This is a genomic window from Pseudomonas sp. NPDC096917, from assembly GCF_044762555.1.
Classification (GTDB): Bacteria; Pseudomonadota; Gammaproteobacteria; order Pseudomonadales; family Pseudomonadaceae; genus Aquipseudomonas.
The window spans coordinates 1-21,324 of record NZ_JBIWEO010000032.1; the positions used below are offsets into that span (position 1 = coordinate 1).

Here is a 21,324-nt window from a genome sequence, read left to right on the forward strand (position 1 = left end):
GACGCATCATGGCGGATGGGCTCCAGAAAGAAATCGGGAGCACAGCATCCGGGATCACGCGGCGGCTTTGAATGTGGGGTTCATGGAGCGGTTACCGTTGACCACCGCCTTGCCATTAGGGAAGCGTTTTCTCGGCGAAAGCGAGCACGTATATGAACAGTTTCGCTTTATCACCTGCCAAGGGGTTCAGGCATCGACAAGTTATCAACACGTGCATGCCCAACTTACGCAACTCTATCGCGCCGACGCCTGGCATTGCTGGCGTTTTCAGCCGGGATCTTTTGCATTCAGCTCGATGCGTTTGCATTGAATATGGCGCTGTTGCCCATCGCACATGATTTTGCGGTATCGGTTGAGCAACTTAAGTGGGTCATCAGTGGCTATTTGCTGTCCGTCGGCAGCTTTATGCTGGCTGCCGGACGGTTGAGTGATGGGTTTGGCCATGGCCGCCTGTTGCGCATAGGGCTCGCGCTATTCGGCCTTGCGTCATTGCTGTGTGCCATTGCTCCGTCACTCACTGCCCTGATTGCAGCCCGTGCGCTCCAAGGCATCGGCGCAGCCTGCATTATGCCTTCGGGCCTGGCGCTATTGAGCCATATGTACCCCAGTGCACGTCGCGGTCGAGCAATGGGTTTGGCACTAGGTCTTGGGGCTATCGCCACAGTGACTGGCCCTTTTATAGGCGCAGCGTTGACCCAGTGGTTCAGTTGGCGGTTTATTTTTTGGATCAATCTGCCTGTCGTGCTGTTCGCACTCGGCTGTTGCTGGCGAATAGCCGAGCAGCGTCCGCCAGGCAAGCGTGCAGCCGTGGATGGGCTTGGGTTGCTGTTGGTCAGTCTGGGGCTGGTCGCCTTCGGCTTGTTGCTTGATGAACTGGGGCGCCCCGCATGGGCAGGCCCAAAAACGGTCGTGGTCACCAGCGCACTGGTGCTCAGTTTAGGCCTGTTCGTGTGGCGCGAAAAACGCGCTGCCACCCCCCTGATTGATACCTGCCTGTTTCACAATGCACCGTACTGGATGCTGACGTTAGCCGGGGCCGTGGTGAATACCTCGACGGTGGTGCATCTGTTTGTGGTGCCGTTGTCGTTGCAAAGCGTGTGGGGGTTGAGCCCCTTGCAAGCAGGTATCGCATTCCTTGGCTCGGCGGTGCTTCTGGCCTGCGGTGGGCCCATTGCTGGCCGCATCCCGTCATCTGACGCAGTGAGAGCGATGGCTACCTGCCTGTGCGCCAGCGCGGCGTTACTGCTGGGCGCTGCGTTTGCACAAAGCGAATGGCTCTATCTGCTGCTGGTCACCTTGTGTGGAGGATTTCTAGGGGTCGCCAATGCGCTGACCTTAATCGCGACGCAAGCTGTTGTGGGTGAGCACGTAGCGGGTGTGGCCAGCGGCCTGACCAAAACCATCATCACCTTGGCGGCAGGCTTCGGTGTCATTCTCGCTGGACGCAGCACGGGCGAAATGCTGGACATTCAGGGGGTATTTACCAGTCTCGCCCTTTGTTGTTTCGTTGCCAGCTTGATGCTATGGGCAGGGCAGCGGTATTGGAGTGGGCACACAGGTCAGCAGCCTGTGGATAAGTTAACTGGCCGGTAGCTCAGCGGGTAGAGCGCACTCTTGATAAGGGTGAGGTGGAAGGTTCGAGCCCTTCCCGGCCAATCAATTGTATTCAAGCCCTACGGGCGGTGACTGTGGCGTTTGCCACGGGCAATAACACCCCACGGCCATCGTATGGGTGGCTTTCACCGAACGCCCTTGGTTCAAGGCCTGAAGAATGGGCTCAATAAAGCTGTTGCTGGCATTGCAGGTGGCGCCTTCGCTGTAGGGGCCAAAGTAGGCCAGTTGGCCGCTGCGGTCCCAGATGGCAACGGCCGGGCTGACGCTCAGCTGCTCAGCGCCCGGCAAGCTGGCCAAGGGCTTGATAGCGCCCAAGGTCGCCGGAAGCTGGCCGTGAGTCCCGAGCTTTTGCACGGAATAGAATTCAACCCCTTGCGGGGCGTAAGTCGCCAGCAATTCGCTCAGGTGCTGCTGATTGCCCACGTTACACGGGCAGGCCGGGTCCCAGAAGTGCACCACACGAATCGGCCCTGGGCCGGACAGTTCGGCGGGCAGGCTGAGCACGTCGCCGGCAAACAGCGCGGTTTGATCGCTGAACACGCGAATGTAACGGCCCTGAAACCAATCGTAGGCGGCCCACAACCCTACCGCGCAGGTCAGCGCCAGCAGACAGGCAAGCCAGGTTTTAGCGGTGGGCACAGGCATGCAAAATGATCCTTAAGGGTCGCGTAGCTTGCCATGCTTGAACTGACAGATGAATATCGTCGGTCTATAAAGACTGTTGTGCCCTCATGCCTTTCTGTTTGGAACCCCTTATGCCCGCCGCGTTTTCTCCCGATTCCCTGCGCACCAGCTTGCAGCCTCTGGTCGCAGGCCAACCGCTATCGAGGGAGGGTTTGGCGTACCAGCATTTTTATGGATTGGACTTCGCCCAGCGCGCAGTGCCAGTGCGTCGCCAACTGGGCCGCTTCAGTGCGGGCGGCTATGAACTGGTCAGCCAAGTCTGGTGGCCCGAGTCCACGCCGGTGGCAACGCTGTTTGTGGTGCACGGCTTTTACGATCACATGGGGCTGTATCGGCATGTGATTGAGTGGGGCTTGAACCACGGCTTTGTGGTGATCGCCTGCGACTTGCCGGGGCACGGGCTGTCGAGTGGCGAGCGCGCCAGTATTGATGACTTCTCGCAGTATCAAGAGGCGCTGCAAGGGCTGTTTATCGAGGCGCAATCGTTAGCGCTGCCGCAACCCTGGCACTTGATCGGGCAAAGCACCGGCGGCGCGGTGGTGCTGGATCATTTACTGCGCTACGGCGATAAGAGTCCGGCCCAAGGCAAGGCGATATTGATGGCCCCGCTGGTGCGGCCCAAAGACTGGCAGTGGTCCAAGTTCAGCTATTACCTGCTCAGGCCTTTCGTTAAAGGCATTGAGCGGCGTTTCAGCGAGAACACCAACGACCCGGACTTTATGCCGTTTTTGCAGGCCGACCCGCTACAGCCTGTGCGCCTGCCCACCGCCTGGGTCGGCGCCATGGCGCGCTGGATCCCCCGCGTCGAGGCCATGCCGCCGAGCGCACGCCAGCCCCTGGTGATTCAGGGACAGGCGGACAAAACCGTGGACTGGCAACACAACCTCAAGGTGCTGGACGCCAAGTTCAATCATCCGCAGGTGCTGCTGATTCCCCAGGCCCGTCACCACCTGGCCAATGAAACGCTCGACATCCGCGAAGAGTATTTTGCGTTTCTGGATCAGCACTTCTGACCTCAAAACGGACCCTTTAGGCGCGAGTTTGCTCGCGATCTTTTGATCTTTAAAAGATCGCGAGCAAGCTCGCTGCTACAGCCTTAATCCGGGATCGGCAGGTTCAGGCTTTCTTTGACTTCTTCCATCACGATGTAGCTCTTGGACTCCCGCACGTGGGGCAACTTGAGCAAAATATCGCCCAGCAGTTTGCGGTACGACGCCATTTCGCTGATCCGTGCCTTGACCAGGTAGTCGAAGTCACCGGACACCAGATGGCACTCCAGCACATGGGGCAGTTTCAGCACGGCGCGTCGGAATTCTTCAAAGGTGTCGCCAGACTTGTAGTCGAGGCTGATCTCGACAAAAACCAGCAAGCTGCCCTGCAGGTGCTGCGGATTGAGCCGGGCGTTGTAGCCCATGATGATCCCTTCGCGCTCCAGCCTGCGTACCCGTTCGGTGCAGGGGGTGGTCGACAGCCCGACCTTCTCTCCCAGCTCGGTAAACGAGATACGGCCATCGGCCTGCAAGATGCGCAAAATATTGCGATCAATCTTGTCCAGCTCACGCTTTGTCTGGTGATTTGTACGCATAGGAGATTCTCCTTTGTCAAAAGCGTTTGGGGCGAGAATTGTCGCCAAATATAGCCGCTTATACAGTGAAACTCACTGGCAAATGCTTCTTATACTGCCCCCATCTTCGCTTTGAACAATAAACGTCTGCGGCTGGCCGCGATGAGGGATAAAAATATGCGCGTTATGGTATTGGGTGGCGGCGTGATTGGTACTGCCAGCGCCTATTATCTGGCCCGAGCCGGATTCGACGTGGTCGTCGTAGACCGTCAGCCAGCTGTTGCCATGGAAACCAGCTTTGCCAACGCCGGCCAGGTGTCCCCTGGTTATGCCTCACCGTGGGCCGCACCCGGCGTACCGCTCAAGGCCATCAAATGGCTGCTGGAGCGTCACGCCCCGTTGGCGATCAAAGCCACTGCCAATGTGGACCAATACCTGTGGATGGCGCAGATGCTGCGCAACTGCACCGCCAGCCGTTATGCGGTGAATAAGGAGCGCATGGTGCGTCTGTCCGAGTACAGCCGTGATTGCCTCGACGAGCTGCGTGCCGAAACCGGTATTGCCTACGAGGCTCGCAGCCTGGGCACCACCCAACTGTTTCGCACCCAGGCGCAACTGGACGGCGCGGCCAAAGACATCGCCGTACTCAAAGAGTCGGGCGTACCCTTTGAGCTACTGGACCGCGCCGGCATTGCCCGGGTTGAGCCAGCACTGGCCAACGTCACCGACATCCTGGCCGGTGCCCTGCGCTTGCCGAATGACCAAACTGGCGACTGCCAGATGTTCACCACCCGCTTGGCCGAAATGGCCAGAAACCTGGGTGTCGAATTCCGCTTCGGCCAAGATATTCAGCACCTTGACTACGCGGGCGATCGCATCAATGGCGTGATGATCGACGGCAAGCTCGAAACCGCTGACCGCTACGTACTGGCGCTGGGCAGCTACTCGCCGCAAATGCTCAAGCCGCTGGGCATCAAGGCTCCGGTTTACCCGCTAAAGGGTTACTCGCTGACCATCCCGATCACAAACCCGGACATGGCACCTACGTCGACGATTCTGGATGAGACCTACAAAATCGCGATCACCCGCTTCGACAACCGCATTCGTGTGGGCGGCATGGCTGAAATCGCCGGCTTTGACCTGTCATTGAACCCGCGTCGCCGCGAAACATTGGAGATGGTCGTCAACGACCTTTATCCTCAGGGCGGCGATCTGAGCCAGGCCAGCTTCTGGACCGGTCTGCGCCCAACCACGCCTGACGGCACGCCGATTGTGGGCGCGACCCCATTCAAAAACCTGTTCCTGAACACCGGCCATGGCACACTCGGCTGGACCATGGCATGCGGCTCTGGTCGCTTCCTCGCTGACGTGATGGCCAAAAAGACCCCACAGATCAGCACCGAAGGCCTCGATATTTCTCGTTACGGCAACCACCAGGAGACTGCAAAACATGGCAATCCAGCGCCAGCTCACCAATAACCGCATGAGCCAGATCGTGGCTCATAACGGTACTGTTTACCTGTCCGGTCAGGTCGGCAACGACATGAACGCAGGGGTTGAGCAGCAAACCCGCGAGACGCTGAAAAACATCGAGCACCTGCTGGATCTGGCCGGCACGGACAAAAGCCACATTCTGTCGGTGACCATCTACCTCAAAGACATTGATGCCGACTTTGCGGGCATGAACAGCGTGTGGGATGAGTGGCTGCCTAAAGGCGCACAACCTGCCCGTGCCACAGTTGAAGCCAAGCTGTGCGAGCCTGAAATTCTGGTTGAGTTGTCTGTTGTGGCCGCACTGCCATAACGTCAACATTTCAAACACAGTTCCTCTTGCGGTGCGGCACACGGTTTACGCCGCGGGTCAGCGCCGGTTTTTTATTCAACAGCCGTTAGAAGCCCGCCGCCATGCGCCCAGCCCGTGCCCTTATCGACCTTCAAGCCCTGCGTCATAACTACCAATTGGCCCGTGAAGTGACGGGGGCAAAAGCCCTCGCCGTGATCAAGGCCGATGCCTACGGCCACGGTGCCGCACGTTGCGCCCAAGCCCTGGAGGGCGAGGCTGATGGCTTTGCCGTCGCCTGTATCGAAGAAGCGCTGGAACTGCGCGCCGCCGGTATTCGCGCCCCCGTGCTGCTGCTCGAAGGTTTTTTCGAAGCCGATGAACTGCCGCTGATCGTCGAGCATGACTTTTGGTGCGTGGTGCATTCGTTATGGCAACTCGAGGCTATCGAGCAAGCCAAGCTCGCCAAGCCGATTCAAGTGTGGCTGAAACTCGACAGCGGCATGCACCGCGTGGGCCTGCACCCAAGCGACTACAAAACCGCTTATCAGCGCCTGCAAGCGAGCGCAAACGTCGCGAAGATTGTGCTGATGAGCCACTTCGCCCGCGCCGATGAACTGGACTGCCTGCGCAGCGTAGAGCAGGTAGCCGTGTTCCTGGCTGCCCGTGACGACTTGTCTGCCGAAGTCAGCTTGCGCAATTCACCGGCCATTCTTGGCTGGCCAAGTGTGCCGAGCGACTGGGTGCGCCCGGGCCTGATGCTCTACGGAGCGTCGCCTTTCGAAGAAGCCCAGACGCACGCCGCACGCTTACAGCCGGTGATGACACTGGAATCCAAAGTGATTAACGTGCGTGAACTGCCCGCCGGTGAGCCGGTAGGCTATGGCGCAAAGTTCATCACCCCTAAACCGATGCGCATCGGCGTGGTTGCCATGGGTTATGCCGATGGCTACCCACGTCACGCCCCCACGGGCACCCCTGTTTGGGTAGCCGGTCAACGCAGCCAGTTGCTGGGCCGGGTATCCATGGACATGCTGTGCATCGACCTCACGGATGTACCGCAGGCAGGCCTCGGTTCAACGGTTGAGTTGTGGGGCAAAAACATCCTCGCCAGCGAAGTCGCGACAAAAGCTGAAACCATTCCCTACCAGATTTTTTGCAACCTGAAACGAGCGCCGCGCCTCTATTCCGGGGGCTGATGGGTTGTATGCAGTATGCGGGGCCAAATGGGCACGCAGGTTTGAGGTCGAAGTGTTGTAAATACTGAACGCTATCGCCATGATGGCGGCTTATTGACCTGAATCTGATCCCCTGGAGGCTCCCGCATTGGACGTCGGTGAACGACTGCAATCCATCCGCAAACTGAAAGGCCTGTCACAGCGTGAGCTCGCCAAGCGTGCGGGCGTCACCAACAGCACCATTTCGATGATCGAAAAGAACAGCGTGAGCCCGTCAATAAGCTCCCTGAGAAAAGTGCTGAGTGGCATTCCGATGTCTATGGTCGAGTTCTTTTCCGAAGAAATCCTTCAGGAAAAACCGACACAGATTGTCTACAAAGCCAATGAGCTGATTGACATCTCAGACGGCGCCGTGACCATGAAACTGGTCGGCAAGGCGCATCCGAGTCGGGCGATCGCATTTCTAAACGAAATTTATCCACCGGGCGCTGACACCGGGGAAGAAATGCTGACTCACGAAGGCGAGGAAACCGGAATCCTTGTCGAGGGTCGTCTTGAGCTGATCGTAGGCCTTGAGACGTTCGTGCTCGAAGCCGGTGACAGCTACTACTTCGAGAGTTCGAAACCGCACCGTTTTCGCAACCCGTTCGACGTCGCGGCGCGACTAATCAGCGCAGCCACCCCCGCCAATTTCTAAGCAAAGCGGCGCCCTACGTGTTTCTAGAGGCGCCCGCGATTTCATTTTGCCAGCTCTATTCCCCCTTTTTTTCTAGGGTTGTTTCAGTGTGTCAGGCTAAACGGTATACTTTCGCCGCCCGCAAAACCGTGGTTGTGGGCGTGAATAGCCACCATTGAGGGTGTACGCGTGAACCTAATTATGAAAATGCTGGCCGTACCAGCAACAGTACTGGCCCTATGGGCTGCCAACGCTCAAGCAACGACTGATAATGAGATCGCAAAACGCCTCGAACCTGTTGGCAAAGTCTGCATTCAGGGCCAAGAGTGCGCTGGCATGAACGTGACTGCGGCGGCTGGTGGCAGTGGGGGAGGCCTGAGCGCTGATGACGTGATTGCCAAACACTGCAGCGCTTGTCACAGCATTGGCCTGCTCGAAGCACCGAAAATCGGTGATACCGCCGCCTGGAAAGTACGTGCCGACAAAGAAGGCGGTATTGATGGCCTGCTGGCCAAAGCCATCACCGGGCTCAACGCCATGCCCCCTAAAGGCACCTGCGCAGAATGTTCCGATGACGAGCTGAAAGCCGCCATCCAGAAAATGTCCGGCCTGTAATAAGCCAACGCCACTGTAGGCTGCTCGCACCTGCAGTGGGTTTCGCAATGTTCAGCAGGGGTCTTGCTAGTCTTTGCAACCAAAATCGACCACTCTCGGTCACATCTCTATACGCGGATGGTTTTGGAGGCTTAGATGGTGCAGTCCTGTTCGATCGAACATGCAGTCGATGAGGCGCTGGCTCGACTACCCACGCATATCCACCTCGGTTTGCCGCTGGGTTTGGGCAAGGCCAATCGTTTTGTGAACGCGCTGTACCAGCGCATCAAACAGTTACCAGAACGCCAGCTGACGATTTACACCGCGTTAAGCCTGGGCCGCCCGGCGCTTGGGGATGGCTTGCAAAAACGCTTTCTGGAACCGTTCGTAGAGCGAGTATTTGGCGACTATATCGAGCTGGACTACCTCGCTGACCTGCGCCGCGACAGCCTGCCGCGCAACATCAACGTCCAGCAGTTTTTCATGCAGCCGGGCAGTCTGCTTAACAGCCATGCGGCGCAGCAGGATTACGTCAGCAGCAACTACAGCCACGCCGCCCGCGACATCAACGCCAATGGCCTGAACCTGGTGGCGCAGTTGATCGCCCGCGACCCGCAGGACGCCAATCGCCTGAGCCTGAGCTGCAACCCCGACATCACCCTCGACCTGCTGCCAATGATCGCCAAACGCCGTGCGGCGGGCGAGACCATTCTGTTGCTCGGCCAAGTACACAGCGACTTGCCCTACATGCCTGGCGACTCAGAGCTCAACGCCGACGATTTTGACCTGCTGATCGACGACGATGAGCGCACCACACTGTTTTCCACACCCAATATGCCGGTCAGTGTGCAAGACCACTTTATTGGCCACCATGCCAGTACCCTGATCCGCGACGGCGGCACCCTGCAAATCGGTATTGGCGCCATGGGCGATGCGCTGACAGCTTCCTTGCTGGCACGCCAGGCTGACAGTGAAGGCTATCGCGCCTTGCTCAACGATATGGATGTCACCCCGTGGCGCGACCTGATTGAGCGCGAAGGCGGGGTCGAGCCCTTTGCCCAAGGCCTGTATGGTTGCAGCGAAATGTTTGTGCATGGGCTCATGGTCTTAGTCGACGCGGGCATCGTTCGACGCAAGGTTTACCCGGATGTTGAACGCCAGGCTCAAGCCAACGCGGGCACGCTGGACGAAAGCCTGCACACCGATGGGGTCAGCGTTCACGGCGGCTTCATCCTCGGCCCAAGCGACTTTTACCAGCGCTTGAACGAACTGCCTCACAGCAAGCGCGCCGAATTCAACATGACCGCCATCAGCTACATCAACGAGCTCTTTGGCCAGGAAGCATTAAAACGCCTGCAACGCCGCGATGCGCGCTTTGTAAACAGCGCCTTCACCGTAACCTTGCTGGGCGCAGGCGTGGCAGATCAGTTGCAAGATGGCCGCGTGCTCAGCGGGGTCGGCGGGCAATACAACTTCGTGGCGCAGGGGCACGCCCTGCACGATGCACGGTCGGTGATCATCCTGCGCAGCTGGCGCGAATCCGGTGGCGAAGTGAGCTCCAACATCGTCTGGGAATACGGCCATTGCACGATACCGCGTCATTTGCGCGACATTGTAGTGACCGAGTACGGCATTGCCGACTTGCGCGGCAAAACCGATAAGCAGGTGATCGAGGCGCTGCTCAACATCACCGACTCTCGTTTCCAGACCGAACTGATCGCGCAGGCACAACAAATCGGCAAACTGCCCAACGACTTTTGCCTGGAACCACGCTTTGCCAACAACAGCCCGGAACGCTTGCAGGCGATTGCCAAGCGCCATCCACACTTGTTCCCGGAGTACCCGCTGGGCAGCGATTTCAGCGCGCAGGAGCAAGACCTGCTGCGAGCGTTGAACTGGCTCAAGAGCAAATTCAAACTCACGCAGCTCTACGAACTGGGCAAGGCCACGCTCGACGCACCCTCACCGCAGGAATACCCCGAACACCTGGCGCGCATGCACCTCGACAACCCGGACGGACTGCGCGAAGAGCTGTATCAGCGCGTGCTACTGGCGGGGTTGCAGGCGACCGCAAGATAACCGCCACCTTGTGGGAGCTGCCGAGGCACGAAGGCTGCGATCGTTAAAAGAGCAAAAGATCGCAGCCTGCGCCGGCACCCACGCCTGGGTGTTTAATCGATAAATGTGACTTTGCCACCTGCCAGGGATTGAACCCGTGCCAGGGACTCAACGCGGTAGCCCTGCGAGTCCAGCTCGGCGCGGCCACCCTGGAACGACTTCTCGATCACGATACCCAGGCCTGCGACAGTAGCGCCCGCTTGCTTGATGATCGAAATCAGTGCCTGCGACGCTTTGCCGTTGGCCAGGAAGTCGTCGATGACCAGCACGCGATCAGAGCTTTTCAGATGACGCGGGGAGATGGCGACGGTGCTTTCGGTTTGCTTGGTGAACGAGTACACCGTGGCCGTCAGCAGGTTTTCAGTCAGGGTCAGGGACTGGTGTTTGCGGGCGAAGATCACCGGAACACCCAGGTTCAAGCCCGTCATCACGGCTGGGGCAATGCCCGAGGCTTCGATGGTGACGATCTTGGTGATGCCCGCATCAGCGAACAAACGCGCGAACTCATCGCCGATTTCTTTCATCAGCTGGGGATCGATCTGGTGGTTCAAAAAGGCATCAACCTTCAAAACCTGATCGGAAAGCACGATGCCTTCTTCGCGAATTTTCTTGTGCAGTGCTTCCAACGTAACGTCCTCGAATAGCGCCTATGCGCTGAAGGTAGAGTAAAAAGTAGTCGATTTTAGCGTTTTAACATTGCGCGTATATCGGCTAATGCCGTATTTCCGCGAACCGCTTTCACTTCGGTGGGGGTGTCGTCGTTGCCTTCCCAGGCCAGATCGTCCGGCGGCAACTCATCAAGGAAACGACTCGGCGCGCAATCGATGATTTCACCGTACTGCTTGCGCTTGGCCGCAAAGGTAAACGCCAGCGTCTCACGTGCGCGGGTAATCCCTACGTAGGCAAGGCGACGTTCTTCTTCAATGGTGTCGGCCTCGATGCTGGAGCGGTGCGGCAGGATCTCTTCTTCCATGCCCATGATGAACACGTAGGGGAATTCCAGCCCTTTGGACGCGTGCAGCGTCATCATTTGCACACCTTCGGCACCGTCTTCCTCTTCTTGCTGGCGCTCGAGCATGTCGCGCAGCACCAGCTTGCCGATGGCTTCTTCGATGGTCATGGCGCCTTCTTCGTCTTTTTCGAGCGTGTTTTTCAACGCCTCGACCAAGAACCAGACATTGGCCATGCGGTAATCAGCGGCCTTTTCACTGGAGCTGTTGGTGCGCAGCCAGTTCTCATAGTCGATGTCCATGATCATGCTGCGCAGCGCGGCAATCGGGTCTTCGCCCGAACAGTGCTCGCGCACGCGGTCCATGAAACGCTTGAAGCGGGACAGGCGATCCGTGTACCGACTGTCCAGATGCTCGCCCAGACCGATTTCGTCGGTCGCCGCGTACATCGATATTTTGCGTTCGGTGGCGTAGTTGCCCAGTTTTTCCAGCGTTGTCGAACCGATTTCACGCCGTGGGACGTTGATCACCCGCAGGAAGGCGTTGTCGTCATCCGGGTTCACAATCAGCCGGAAGTAGGCCATCAAGTCTTTCACTTCCTGACGCCCGAAGAAGCTGTTTCCGCCTGAAAGGCGATAAGGAATCTGATGATGCTGCAACTTCAGCTCGATCAGTTTTGCCTGATAGTTGCCGCGGTACAGAATCGCAAAGTCGCTGTAAGGCCGGTCCGTGCGCAGGTGCAGTGTCAGGATCTCGACCGCAACGCGCTCGGCCTCGGCGTCTTCGTTGCGGCAGCGAATGACCCGCACTTCATCGCCGTGGCCCATCTCACTCCACAACTGCTTCTCGAATGCGTGCGGGTTGTTCGAAATCAGCACGTTGGCGCAGCGCAGAATGCGGCTGGTGGAGCGATAGTTTTGCTCCAGCATCACCACTTTCAGGGACGGGTAATCGTCCTTGAGCAGCATCAGGTTTTCAGGGCGAGCACCGCGCCAGGCATAGATGGACTGGTCATCATCGCCCACCACGGTGAACTGGTTGCGCGTGCCAATCAGGTATTTGACCAGCAAATACTGGCTGGCGTTAGTGTCCTGATATTCATCAACCAACAGGTAGCGGACCTTGTTCTGCCACTTTTCGAGGATGTCAGCGTGCTCTTCGAACAGCTTCACCGGCAGCAGGATCAGGTCGTCAAAGTCCACCGCGTTGTAGGCTTTGAGCGTGCGCTGATAGTGGGTGTAGACGATGGCCGCTGTCTGCTCCTTGGGATTACGCGCATTTTCCAGGGCTTGGGGCGGCAGGATCAGGTCGTTTTTCCACGAGCCGATCATGTTCTTGATTTCATCGACCCCGTCATCACCCGAGTATTCCTTTTGCATGATGTCGGTCATCAGCGCTTTGACGTCGGCCTCGTCAAAGATCGAAAAGCCTGGCTTGTAGCCCAGCCGCGCATGTTCCTTGCGGATGATGTTCAGCCCCAGGTTGTGGAACGTGCTCACCGTCAGGCCTCGGCCTTCACCTTTTTTGAGCAGCGTGCCGACGCGCTCTTTCATCTCGCGGGCGGCCTTGTTGGTAAAGGTCATGGCGACGATGTACTGAGCACGGATGCCGCAGTTCTGAATAAGGTGTGCGATTTTGCGGGTGATCACACTGGTTTTGCCGGAGCCAGCACCGGCGAGCACCAAAAGAGGGCCGCCGACGTAGCTCACGGCTTCTTGCTGCCGGGGATTGAGTCGGGACATGACGGTTATAAAGGGTCGATGACGAAAAGGGCGAGCATTTTAACAGGCTGAGCGGATATTGCCGCCACTCTGCGACAGTGTGACGTAGCCCTCTATCTAAATTTGCCGCTTTTGTTACTTTGCCGCAGGATACCTGAGCGGGTTGCACCTACCTTCCGGTATGCACAATCAGGTGCAATTGATAAACGGTGTCATTTGCCATTAGCCAATAGCACGCCATAATGCCCATCGCCTGAATTTATGCAGAGTCTAGGGAGCCAGCTTGTCTACGCCTGTTGAACCCTTGCGTTTGCTGCTACTGGCCACAGAGCCGTCTTGGGCAGCGTTATTGCGTGAGTGTCTGACGCCCATGGGCAGCTCGGTCGTATTAATGTGCGCGCCGAACTGGGAATCTGTCAGCTATTTGTTCGACAACGATCAACATGCGCTGCTCCTGACAACCCCGGACCTGCAGCCCCTCGTGGGTCGCTGTCGCTTGTCCACTGTCTTGTTGCTGGACACCGAGCCGGCGATGCCGCCTCAAGGTGCCAGCGACTGGCTGGTTAACACCAGCCTGAACACAGACGTGCTGCGCCGCTGTCTGCGCCATCTGCACGAACGCGGCATACTTGAACACACGTTGCACCGCCTGGCCGAAGAAGACCCGCTGACCGGCATCGCCAACCGACAGGGCTTTCAGACCTTGTTAGCAGTGCGCTTGGCCGAAACTGATGGGCGCGGTATCGCCCTCGGGCATCTGGACCTGGACAACTTTCGCCATGCCAACGACGCGCTGGGGCATCAGGCGGGTGACCGCCTGATCCTGCAAGTGGTGGCACGCCTTAAAAGCCAACTCGAAGCCTGCGACCAGTTGGCTCGGCTGGGCAGCGATGAGTTCGCCCTGTTGATCGATACCCGCGAGGGTGCCGAGCGCGCCGTCTGGATGGCCGAGCGCATCACCGAGGTCATGGCCGAGTCTTATTGGATCGACGGCGAAAGCTTGCTGATCGGCTGCAGCCTGGGCATCGCCTACGCCCGCACCAATGCAGGGGCCGATCCCTTGATGTGGCACGCGCACATCGCCATGCGGCAGGCCAAAAGCACACAGGGCTGCACTTATCACGTGTTCGACGAGCGCATCAATCGCAATGCCCGCAGCCTCGCCGATCTGGAAAGTGAACTGCGCCGGGCCTTGCGTCGTGACGAGCTTGAACTGCATTACCAACCGCGCCTGGAGCTGGGCTCGGGCCTGATTGTAGGGGTCGAAGCCCTGGTGCGTTGGCGCCACGGCGAGCGTGGCCTGCTCGCACCCAGCGAATTTGTACCGCTGGCCGAGCAAAGCGGGCTGATCGTGCCGTTGGGCTACTGGGTTATTTCCCGGGCCTTGCGTGACATGCAGGCACTGCGCGAACACGGGCTGACCGCACTGCACATGGCCGTCAACCTGTCGTTCCGCCAGTTCCAGGACAGCCAGTTGCTCTCGACCCTCAGCCGCCTGATCGCCGAGCACGGGGTTGATGCCCAATGGCTGGAGTTTGAGCTGACTGAAACAGCGGTCATGCGCCGCAGTGACATGGTCAAACAGACCATGGATGCGCTGGGCCGACTGGGGGTGCGCTTCTCGCTGGATGATTTTGGTACCGGCTTTTCATCCTTTGTGCACCTCAACAGCCTGCCCATTGCCCTGCTTAAAATCGACAAAAGTTTTGTCGGTGGCATGGAAGATCGCGAAGAGAACCGCAAACTGGTGCACGCAATGATCAACCTGGCGCACAACCTTAAATTGCAAGTCGTGGCCGAAGGCGTAGAAACCCCGGAGCAGCTGGCGCTATTGCGTGATTTTGCCTGCGATCAGGTGCAGGGCTATCTCATCAGCAAACCGTTGCCGATCACCGAACTGGTGGAATATTTGAGCCTTGGGGCTCAGCCGGGGGCGTCGCAAGCTGTTTAAAACACTACCGCCCTTATAGCCGCTGCCGCAGGCTGCGATGGGCGGCGCAGCGGTACTCGGCATCGAATGGCAAGCGAAGGCGTCGGCCCTTATCGCAGCCTTCGCCAGCGGCTACAGAAGCTCATCACATAGACAACTCGCCCATTGCCGCCACCTTCGCCGCCTTACGCTGACGCTTGAGCATGCGCCGCACCTTCCATTCAAACGCCAATGTGAGACTGACCGACGAGCACGCCAGGCCCAAGGCCAAGCCCCACCAAACACCTGTCGGCCCCCAGCCGAACGTGAATGCCATGAGCCAGGCAGTGGGCGCGCCGATCACCCAGTAGCAAAACAGCCCGACCAGAAAGGTGGTCTTGGCATCTTTGAGCCCACGGATCGCCCCCATGGCGATGGTTTGCGTGCCATCAAACAACTCGAACCACGCCGCCACAGCCAACAGGCTGACCGCCAACTCAAACACGGGGCGAAACGCAGGATCGTTGTAATCCAGAAACAGGCCAATCAACTGGCTCGGCCAGAACCAGAAAACCACTGAAAACCCAAGCATGGCCGCTGCGCCGAAACCGATACCCACGCGGCCCGCCAGACGGGCTCGCAGCAAGTTGCCAGCACCATAATGCTGACCGATGCGCATGGTGATGGCGTACGACATGCCCGCTGGAACCATGAACGCCACAGACACGATCTGTAACGCGATCTGGTGCGCAGCCAACTGCGTGCTTCCCATGGTCCCCATGCACAAAGCTGCGAATGCAAACAGCCCGACTTCTACCGCGTAAGTGCCGCCAATCGGCAAACCAAGGCGCCACAGTTCACGTAAATACGTCAGATTAATCCGCGACAGACCTTGGCGAATCGGATACGCGTCGTAAGCCGGGTGTTTATGGATATGCCAGGCCAACCCGAGCGCCATGCAGGTCGCAACAATCGCCGTTACCAGACCAATCCCCATCAGTCCCAGTTTTGGCAGGCCAAACATGCCGGTGATCAACGCGTAATTGAGCAGGAAGTTGGCCACGGTGCCAATCAGGCTGATCACCATCACCGGGGTTGCCCGACCCATGGCGCTGGTAAAGCCGCGCAAGGCCATAAACGTCATGTAACCGGGCAGGGCGAGTGGCAGCAATAACAAGAACTGACCGGCCGCCTCAACGTTGGTCGGTGTCTGCCCAAATAGCAGCAACAGCGGTTTGATATTCCACAGCACCAGCGCGCCCACCAGGGCCAACGCCCACGCCAGCCACAATCCTGCCTGTGTCAGACGCGTGGCCCCTTCAATATCGCCAGAGCCCTGACGAATCGACACGAGCGTGCCGACGGCTGCGATTACGCCGATGCAAAAAATCGACACGAACGAGTAACTCGCAGCCCCCAAACTGCCACCGGCCAAAGCCTCTGGACTCAGGCGAGCCATCATCAGCGTATCGGTCAGCACCATCAGCATGTGCGCCAACTGCGAGGCGATCAGCGGCCCTGCCAGCCGCAGAATAGCCCAGAGCTCGATACGTACTGGATGCTGTTTTGTCATCGGTTTGATTTCTTAAGTGCGTTGAAAGGCTGATTCTCGGCGCGTTGGGTAGATTAAGCAAAAGGATAAAAACGATTACTGACATGACTAATACTCATGCTATATACCGCTTTCAATAGGTCTTCCCGTCGCACAATCGGATTTTTCCTCATGAGTCGCAGTCTTCCTCCTCTTTATGCTTTGCGCGCCTTCGAGGCCGCAGCACGTCACCACTCATTTACCCGAGCCGGAGAAGAGCTGTCGATCACTCAGAGCGCCATCAGCCGACATATCAAAACGCTAGAAGCCCATTTCGACTGTCGCTTATTTCAGCGCAACGGCCGCACCTTGCAACTGACTGAAGCCGCCCGGCTGCTATTACCAGGCGTACGTGAAGGGTTTAGCGCACTTGAACGCGCCTGCACTACTCTGCGCGCCGAAGATGACATCCTGCGTATGAAAGCGCCCTCGACCCTGACCATGCGCTGGCTATTGGCCCGACTTAGCCGCTTTCGCCACCTGCAGGCAGGTAACGAAGTGCAACTGACCAGCGCCTGGATGGACATCGACCATGTGGACTTCAATCTGGAGCCTTTTGACTGCGCGGTATTGCTGAGCAGCGGCCACTTTCCACCCGACTGGGAGGTCACGCTATTGTTTCCGGAAATGCTGATACCGGTCGGTGCCCCCAACCTGCTGGACGATCAACCATGGGATGCAAAACGTTTGGCGGGTACTGAACTGTTGCACCCAACGCCCGACCGTCGAGACTGGCGGCGCTGGCTCGATTGCATGGGCCTGAGTGGCCAGATTTCACTGAAGGGCGGGCAAGTGTTCGACACCCTGGAACTGGGCATGATCGCAGCCGCTCGAGGTTACGGCATCTCCATGGGGGACTTGCTGATGGTGGCCGAAGACGTGGCCCAAAATCGCTTGAGCCTGCCGTTTCCGGCGGCCGTGTCCAGCGGCGAAAACTATTACTTGGTCTGGCCAAAAACCCGTCCCGGTGGTGAACGCCTGCGCCGCTTGAGTGACTTCTTACAAAATGAAGTAGCCGCGATGGAATTGCCGGAAGTGGAACGATTGGGCTGAGTCGATTTAATTATCGGTTTCTGCGCGATATTCAGAATTGCCCTACACATCAACCAAATCGACCCGCCATAGACTGCATGCTTTTACCTGAACAGGTGAAGCAATTCGTGGCGAATAACAGTTATATGACCCTGACCGGCATAAACAGCGGGCTCATTTCAGCCGGTTGCTCCACACCGGATTCCATGGGTAACAAGTGCCAGGCAAATCATATTGATGAAATCATGGTGTTGTCTGTCGACCACAGCCTGCTCTCGGGCAACAACAGCGGCGAGTTCGGCAGCAACGCCAGACATGCGCCGGTGGTGATCACCAAATACATTGATAAATCATCCCCCCTGCTTGCCAAGGCACTGGATGACGGTGAATACGTGAAATGCATTATTCACCTGTACCGACCCTCAGCGACTGTCGGTGAAGAGAAGTACTACAAAATAGAATTACGCGAAGCCCGCATTGCCCACATCTCCCTCAGCGTGCCGCCCGCGACGTCACGCGGAAAATCGCAACCCATCGAAACCGTGTCCATTCGCTATGGCGACATTATTCTGGAACATATCGTTGCCCGAACCAGCGCCGGCATGACATGGCAGACTCAACAATGAAAGACCCACTCTGCACTCTAAAAGACGTCGACCAAGCCGCCGAAGAACTGATGACGCTTGGCTGCAAAGTCGGTGCCGCGCACATAAATGATGGCGCTATGCGGCTAAGTTTTCTCGGTGAAATCAGTGCTTTTACAGAAGAGGTTTATCAGGATATTGAAGACGGAGTTATGAGTGCGGCTGAGGGGGTTGAGGCACTTTGGGATGAGCACGAGGCACTTCGAGGTAAGGCGGGGTTTTTTATGGTTAACGGCATAACTTTAGCGAGCGGGGTGGTACAGGTTGAATTGGGTACGGTTATTATAGGTGCATCCGGTGGAACAGCTATACCTATTGGAGGACTCATGATTTCACATGGTGTTAACAACATATATGAGGGACTGGGAAATATTTATAACGGCCCTAATAAGCCAAGTGTCGTTGGCCCAACCAGATGGCTTTACCAAGAGATTGCAGGTGGAGTGTACGAAGGTAATATTGCATACGGCACCACGGACTTGACTTTATCCGCTTATGGTGTGTTCCGGCGGGTCCGGATACCTGGGTCAGTGCAGATTTTTAGACGGGACACAATTAATTATGAACATGCTTACAAGCAAGCTGGACGATTGGCGTTATTTTTTGAAGGCACTGTTGACGCCACAACTTTATATTCAATGAGCAAGGAAGAAAAAAGCCAATAGCCGCACGGGGTGATTATAGTGATCACTTCACACAATCCCTCGCAACCTTGGAATATAAAATCGCAACCCAAAAAAAACGATACTAAAGTACACAACAACATAAATAAATTTTAATATCACCCCGTCCAGGGGGATTATTTTTTTTAATACCCAGACAATTAGCAAAGTATAAAAAATAGCACAACCGAAAACTAATAATGACACCATTAGATGATGCCTAATATTTTCTAAATTCATTTCCTTACTCTCCACTAAAAGCCTCTATCGATTCCAAAAAATATTCTATAACACAAACAAAGTGAATTTGCGCTTTCACTCCAAATATTTCATATCAGATTATTTACCGGGGGAAAATTCCTGAGCAATTAATGTAAACATCGCAAGATATGCAAAACCCTTATGTAACCTCCAGAATATTTTCATCACCCAATAGCGCACTACTAAAAATCGCTTCACTCCGCGAGAATGAATCAATTGCTTTATGCCTCGATCTTCAGGAATCTTGGACTTATAGATTATTAAAAAAACAACACCAAAAAGTGCGACACGTACCACTGTAGCAGCGGGCCCATCGTCAGGATAAAAAAACAAAATAATTATCAACGATAAGTATGCAATATGCACAAACCACCACAACCAAGATTTAAAACCACTGTTTATTTGCACCCAGTACAAAAACTCGAATATACCTTCCTCATTCAGGCCTATCTACTCGAAAAACTATCCATTACGGATATTGAGATAAATAGCACTTGCTTTAAAGATTACGCCGCATAACTTTCAAGAACTTTCCCACAAAAAAACCCGTCAGCCACTCACTGGCCGGTACTGCAACGCCTCCGCCAGATGCTTGCGTTCAATGGATTCAACCTGTTCCAGGTCCGCCAATGTGCGCGCTACTTTCAATAAGCGGTGCGCGGCCCTGAGTGACAAGGTCATACGTTCGCACGCGGTTTCCAGCCAGGTGTTGTCCACGTCACTCAGGGTGCACTGGGTTCTCACGCCGGGCAGGTCGAGGAATGCATTGGTACAGCCCTGACGCTGCAACTGGCGCTCGCGCGCCGCCGCGACGAGTGCGGCGGCGTTGGCGGTGGTGTCACCCGGCGCTAGGGTAGGGTTGAGCGATGTGGCTTCACGGGCCACCGTCAGGTGCAAGTCGATGCGGTCGAGCAAAGGGCCAGAGAGTTTGTTGCGGTAGCGCTGGATCTGTTCCGGGGTGCAGCGGCAACGCCCGGTCGGCTCGCCCAAGTAGCCGCACGGGCAGGGGTTCATGGCGGCAACCAGTTGAAAACGCGCCGGAAAACGCATGCGGTCCCGCGCACGGGCGATCACGATGAACCCAGATTCCATGGGCTCTCTAAGTACCTCCAGAACTTTACGGTCGAACTCGGGCAGTTCATCGAGAAACAACACCCCGTGGTGCGCCAGGGTGATTTCGCCAGGCTGTGGTTTCGAGCCACCGCCCACCAACGCCGGGCCGGAGGCCGAGTGGTGCGGCTGGCGAAACGGGCGTTGCGGCCAGCAACTTAAAGGCACGTGACTGGCGACCGACTGGATGGCGGCCACCTCCAGCGCCTCTTGCTCGTTGAGCGGCGGCAGCAAGCCGGGCAAACGGCTCGCCAGCAAGGTTTTACCGGTACCCGGCGGCCCGGTGAACAGCAGATTGTGGCTACCAGCGGCGGCGATCAATAACGCCCGCTTGGCCGAGAGTTGCCCCTGAACATCACTCAAATCGGGGTACGGTTTGCTCACGTGCAATAAGCCGCTGGCGGCATAGGGCTCAATCACCGCGCGCCCCGCAAAGTGCGCCACCACCTGCAGCAAGTGCTCGACCGCAATCACGGTCAAACCCGAGGCCAGGCAAGCCTCTTCGGCATTCGCCAGCGGCACCACCAACGCCCGACCCGCCGCCCGCGCTGCCAACGCGGCAGGTAGCACACCCTGGACCGAGCGAATGGCACCCGACAACGCCAGCTCCCCCAGGCACTCCACCTGCTCCAGCGCCTTGGCCGGCAGTTGCCCGCTGGCGGCCAAAATGCCCAGCGCAATGGCCAAATCAAAACGCCCGCCGTCCTTGGGGAGGTCGGCGGGCGCCAGATTGAGGGTGATACGGCGCGCGGGAAAATCCAGGCTGGCATTGAGAATCGCGCTGCGCACCCGGTCTTTACTTTCCTTGACCGCTGTTTCAGGCAGCCCGACCAGAGTGAATGCCGGCAACCCATTGGCTAGATGCGCCTCGACCGTGACGGTTGGAGCCTCCACGCCCACTTGTGCGCGGCTGTAAACGATGGCCAGTGACATGACTCATTCCTTGAGTTGGCAAAGCACGCATCCTGCGCGAATCGAAGACCAAGGGTTGAGCTGGAATGAATACTGGATGTGAATGGGGGCAGGCGCGAGCCCGCCCGCGCATACCGTTGACAGTACGTGGCGTTTATTGCGGGCCTTGTTTGTGAATCAAGGCCGCCAGGGCTTCGTATTCTTCTGGCAACAAATCAGTCAGCGGGGCGCGCACCGGGCCTGCGCTGTGCCCAGAAATAGTGGCCCCGGCCTTGACAATGCTCACCGCGTAACCGGCTTTGCGGTTGCGGATGTCCAGGTACG

The 21,324-nt window shown here is 57.3% G+C and carries 19 protein-coding genes, 1 tRNA gene and 1 pseudogene; 14 read left to right on the top strand and 7 right to left on the bottom strand.

Going from position 1 to position 21,324, the window contains the following annotated elements:
* The 3 genes from ACIQYF_RS22960 to ACIQYF_RS22970 form a co-directional block, all read left to right on the top strand.
* Window positions 1-310 (top strand): hypothetical protein (locus ACIQYF_RS22960; RefSeq protein WP_402866362.1); only part of this gene is annotated, 310 nt, incomplete at its 5' end.
* A gap of 2 nt (window positions 311-312) precedes the next feature.
* Window positions 313-1,593, top strand: coding sequence for an MFS transporter (locus ACIQYF_RS22965; protein WP_402866405.1), 1,281 nt, complete (start codon window positions 313-315; stop codon window positions 1,591-1,593).
* Window positions 1,584-1,656 (top strand) — tRNA-Ile (locus ACIQYF_RS22970). The genes ACIQYF_RS22965 and ACIQYF_RS22970 overlap by 10 nt, the downstream gene beginning before the upstream one ends.
* Here ACIQYF_RS22970 and ACIQYF_RS22975 read toward each other — a convergent pair.
* On the bottom strand, window positions 1,657-2,259 hold the full coding sequence (locus ACIQYF_RS22975) for a DUF6436 domain-containing protein (protein ID WP_402866365.1): 603 nt from the start codon (window positions 2,257-2,259) through the stop codon (window positions 1,657-1,659).
* Between the two features lie 110 nt (window positions 2,260-2,369).
* On the opposite strand from ACIQYF_RS22975, the gene ACIQYF_RS22980 reads away from it, so the two are divergent.
* Window positions 2,370-3,311, top strand: a complete 942-nt coding sequence (locus ACIQYF_RS22980; protein ID WP_402866367.1) for an alpha/beta hydrolase — start codon at window positions 2,370-2,372, stop codon at window positions 3,309-3,311.
* Between the two features lie 83 nt (window positions 3,312-3,394).
* On the opposite strand, the gene ACIQYF_RS22985 is transcribed toward ACIQYF_RS22980, so the two are convergent.
* Window positions 3,395-3,883 (bottom strand): Lrp/AsnC ligand binding domain-containing protein, encoded by a 489-nt coding sequence (locus tag ACIQYF_RS22985; RefSeq protein WP_003437842.1) that lies wholly within the window; start codon window positions 3,881-3,883, stop codon window positions 3,395-3,397.
* A 156-nt stretch (window positions 3,884-4,039) separates the two neighbouring features.
* Here ACIQYF_RS22985 and dadA point away from each other — a divergent pair, with 156 nt between their 5' ends.
* The 6 genes from dadA (at window position 4,040) to ACIQYF_RS23015 (ending at window position 10,169) form a co-directional block, all read left to right on the top strand.
* Complete coding sequence (gene dadA / locus ACIQYF_RS22990; protein ID WP_402866372.1) at window positions 4,040-5,341, top strand: D-amino acid dehydrogenase; 1,302 nt, start codon at window positions 4,040-4,042, stop codon at window positions 5,339-5,341.
* On the top strand, window positions 5,313-5,666 hold the full coding sequence (locus ACIQYF_RS22995) for a RidA family protein (RefSeq protein ID WP_402866375.1): 354 nt from the start codon (window positions 5,313-5,315) through the stop codon (window positions 5,664-5,666). The genes dadA and ACIQYF_RS22995 overlap by 29 nt, the downstream gene beginning before the upstream one ends.
* A 101-nt stretch (window positions 5,667-5,767) precedes the next feature.
* Window positions 5,768-6,841, top strand: coding sequence for an alanine racemase (gene alr, locus ACIQYF_RS23000; RefSeq protein ID WP_402866378.1), 1,074 nt, complete (start codon window positions 5,768-5,770; stop codon window positions 6,839-6,841).
* A gap of 127 nt (window positions 6,842-6,968) precedes the next feature.
* Window positions 6,969-7,517 carry a cupin domain-containing protein gene (locus ACIQYF_RS23005; protein ID WP_402866381.1) on the top strand — a complete coding sequence of 183 codons (549 nt, stop codon included), beginning with the start codon at window positions 6,969-6,971 and terminating at the stop codon, window positions 7,515-7,517.
* A gap of 180 nt (window positions 7,518-7,697) precedes the next feature.
* Window positions 7,698-8,111 (top strand): c-type cytochrome, encoded by a 414-nt coding sequence (locus tag ACIQYF_RS23010; RefSeq protein WP_402866408.1) that lies wholly within the window; start codon window positions 7,698-7,700, stop codon window positions 8,109-8,111.
* Between the two features lie 135 nt (window positions 8,112-8,246).
* Window positions 8,247-10,169 carry an acetyl-CoA hydrolase/transferase C-terminal domain-containing protein gene (locus tag ACIQYF_RS23015; RefSeq protein WP_402866384.1) on the top strand — a complete coding sequence of 641 codons (1,923 nt, stop codon included), beginning with the start codon at window positions 8,247-8,249 and terminating at the stop codon, window positions 10,167-10,169.
* Between the two features lie 92 nt (window positions 10,170-10,261).
* Here ACIQYF_RS23015 and ACIQYF_RS23020 read toward each other — a convergent pair whose 3' ends face one another.
* Window positions 10,262-10,834 (bottom strand): xanthine phosphoribosyltransferase, encoded by a 573-nt coding sequence (locus tag ACIQYF_RS23020; RefSeq protein WP_402866387.1) that lies wholly within the window; start codon window positions 10,832-10,834, stop codon window positions 10,262-10,264.
* A gap of 56 nt (window positions 10,835-10,890) precedes the next feature.
* The gene (gene rep, locus ACIQYF_RS23025) at window positions 10,891-12,900 is read right to left on the bottom strand and encodes a DNA helicase Rep (protein WP_402866390.1); all 2,010 of its coding nucleotides are present in this window, start codon (window positions 12,898-12,900) and stop codon (window positions 10,891-10,893) included.
* A gap of 262 nt (window positions 12,901-13,162) precedes the next feature.
* Here rep and ACIQYF_RS23030 point away from each other — a divergent pair, with 262 nt between their 5' ends.
* Window positions 13,163-14,830 (top strand): putative bifunctional diguanylate cyclase/phosphodiesterase, encoded by a 1,668-nt coding sequence (locus ACIQYF_RS23030; protein WP_402866392.1) that lies wholly within the window; start codon window positions 13,163-13,165, stop codon window positions 14,828-14,830.
* 124 nt (window positions 14,831-14,954) lie between these two features.
* Here the strand turns inward: ACIQYF_RS23030 and ACIQYF_RS23035 are convergent, their stop codons facing one another.
* Window positions 14,955-16,361 (bottom strand): NorM family multidrug efflux MATE transporter, encoded by a 1,407-nt coding sequence (locus tag ACIQYF_RS23035; RefSeq protein ID WP_402866394.1) that lies wholly within the window; start codon window positions 16,359-16,361, stop codon window positions 14,955-14,957.
* 150 nt (window positions 16,362-16,511) lie between these two features.
* Between ACIQYF_RS23035 and ACIQYF_RS23040 the strand changes: the two genes are divergently transcribed.
* The 3 genes from ACIQYF_RS23040 (at window position 16,512) to ACIQYF_RS23050 (ending at window position 18,720) form a co-directional block, all read left to right on the top strand.
* Window positions 16,512-17,432: a LysR substrate-binding domain-containing protein gene (locus tag ACIQYF_RS23040; protein ID WP_402866396.1), complete on the top strand. Its 921-nt coding sequence runs from the start codon at window positions 16,512-16,514 to the stop codon at window positions 17,430-17,432.
* A gap of 77 nt (window positions 17,433-17,509) precedes the next feature.
* Window positions 17,510-18,037, top strand: coding sequence for an Hcp family type VI secretion system effector (locus ACIQYF_RS23045; RefSeq protein ID WP_402866398.1), 528 nt, complete (start codon window positions 17,510-17,512; stop codon window positions 18,035-18,037).
* Window positions 18,034-18,720 (top strand): DUF4225 domain-containing protein, encoded by a 687-nt coding sequence (locus ACIQYF_RS23050; protein WP_402866401.1) that lies wholly within the window; start codon window positions 18,034-18,036, stop codon window positions 18,718-18,720. Before ACIQYF_RS23045 ends, ACIQYF_RS23050 begins: the two co-directional genes overlap by 4 nt.
* An 807-nt stretch (window positions 18,721-19,527) precedes the next feature.
* On the opposite strand, the gene ACIQYF_RS23055 is transcribed toward ACIQYF_RS23050, so the two are convergent.
* Together ACIQYF_RS23055 and ACIQYF_RS23060 are read right to left on the bottom strand one after the other, a co-directional pair.
* Window positions 19,528-21,021 carry a YifB family Mg chelatase-like AAA ATPase gene (locus ACIQYF_RS23055; protein WP_402866403.1) on the bottom strand — a complete coding sequence of 498 codons (1,494 nt, stop codon included), beginning with the start codon at window positions 21,019-21,021 and terminating at the stop codon, window positions 19,528-19,530.
* Window positions 21,022-21,154: 133 nt separating this feature from the next.
* Window positions 21,155-21,324: pseudogene (locus tag ACIQYF_RS23060) on the bottom strand (5-dehydro-4-deoxyglucarate dehydratase); the annotation flags it as partial.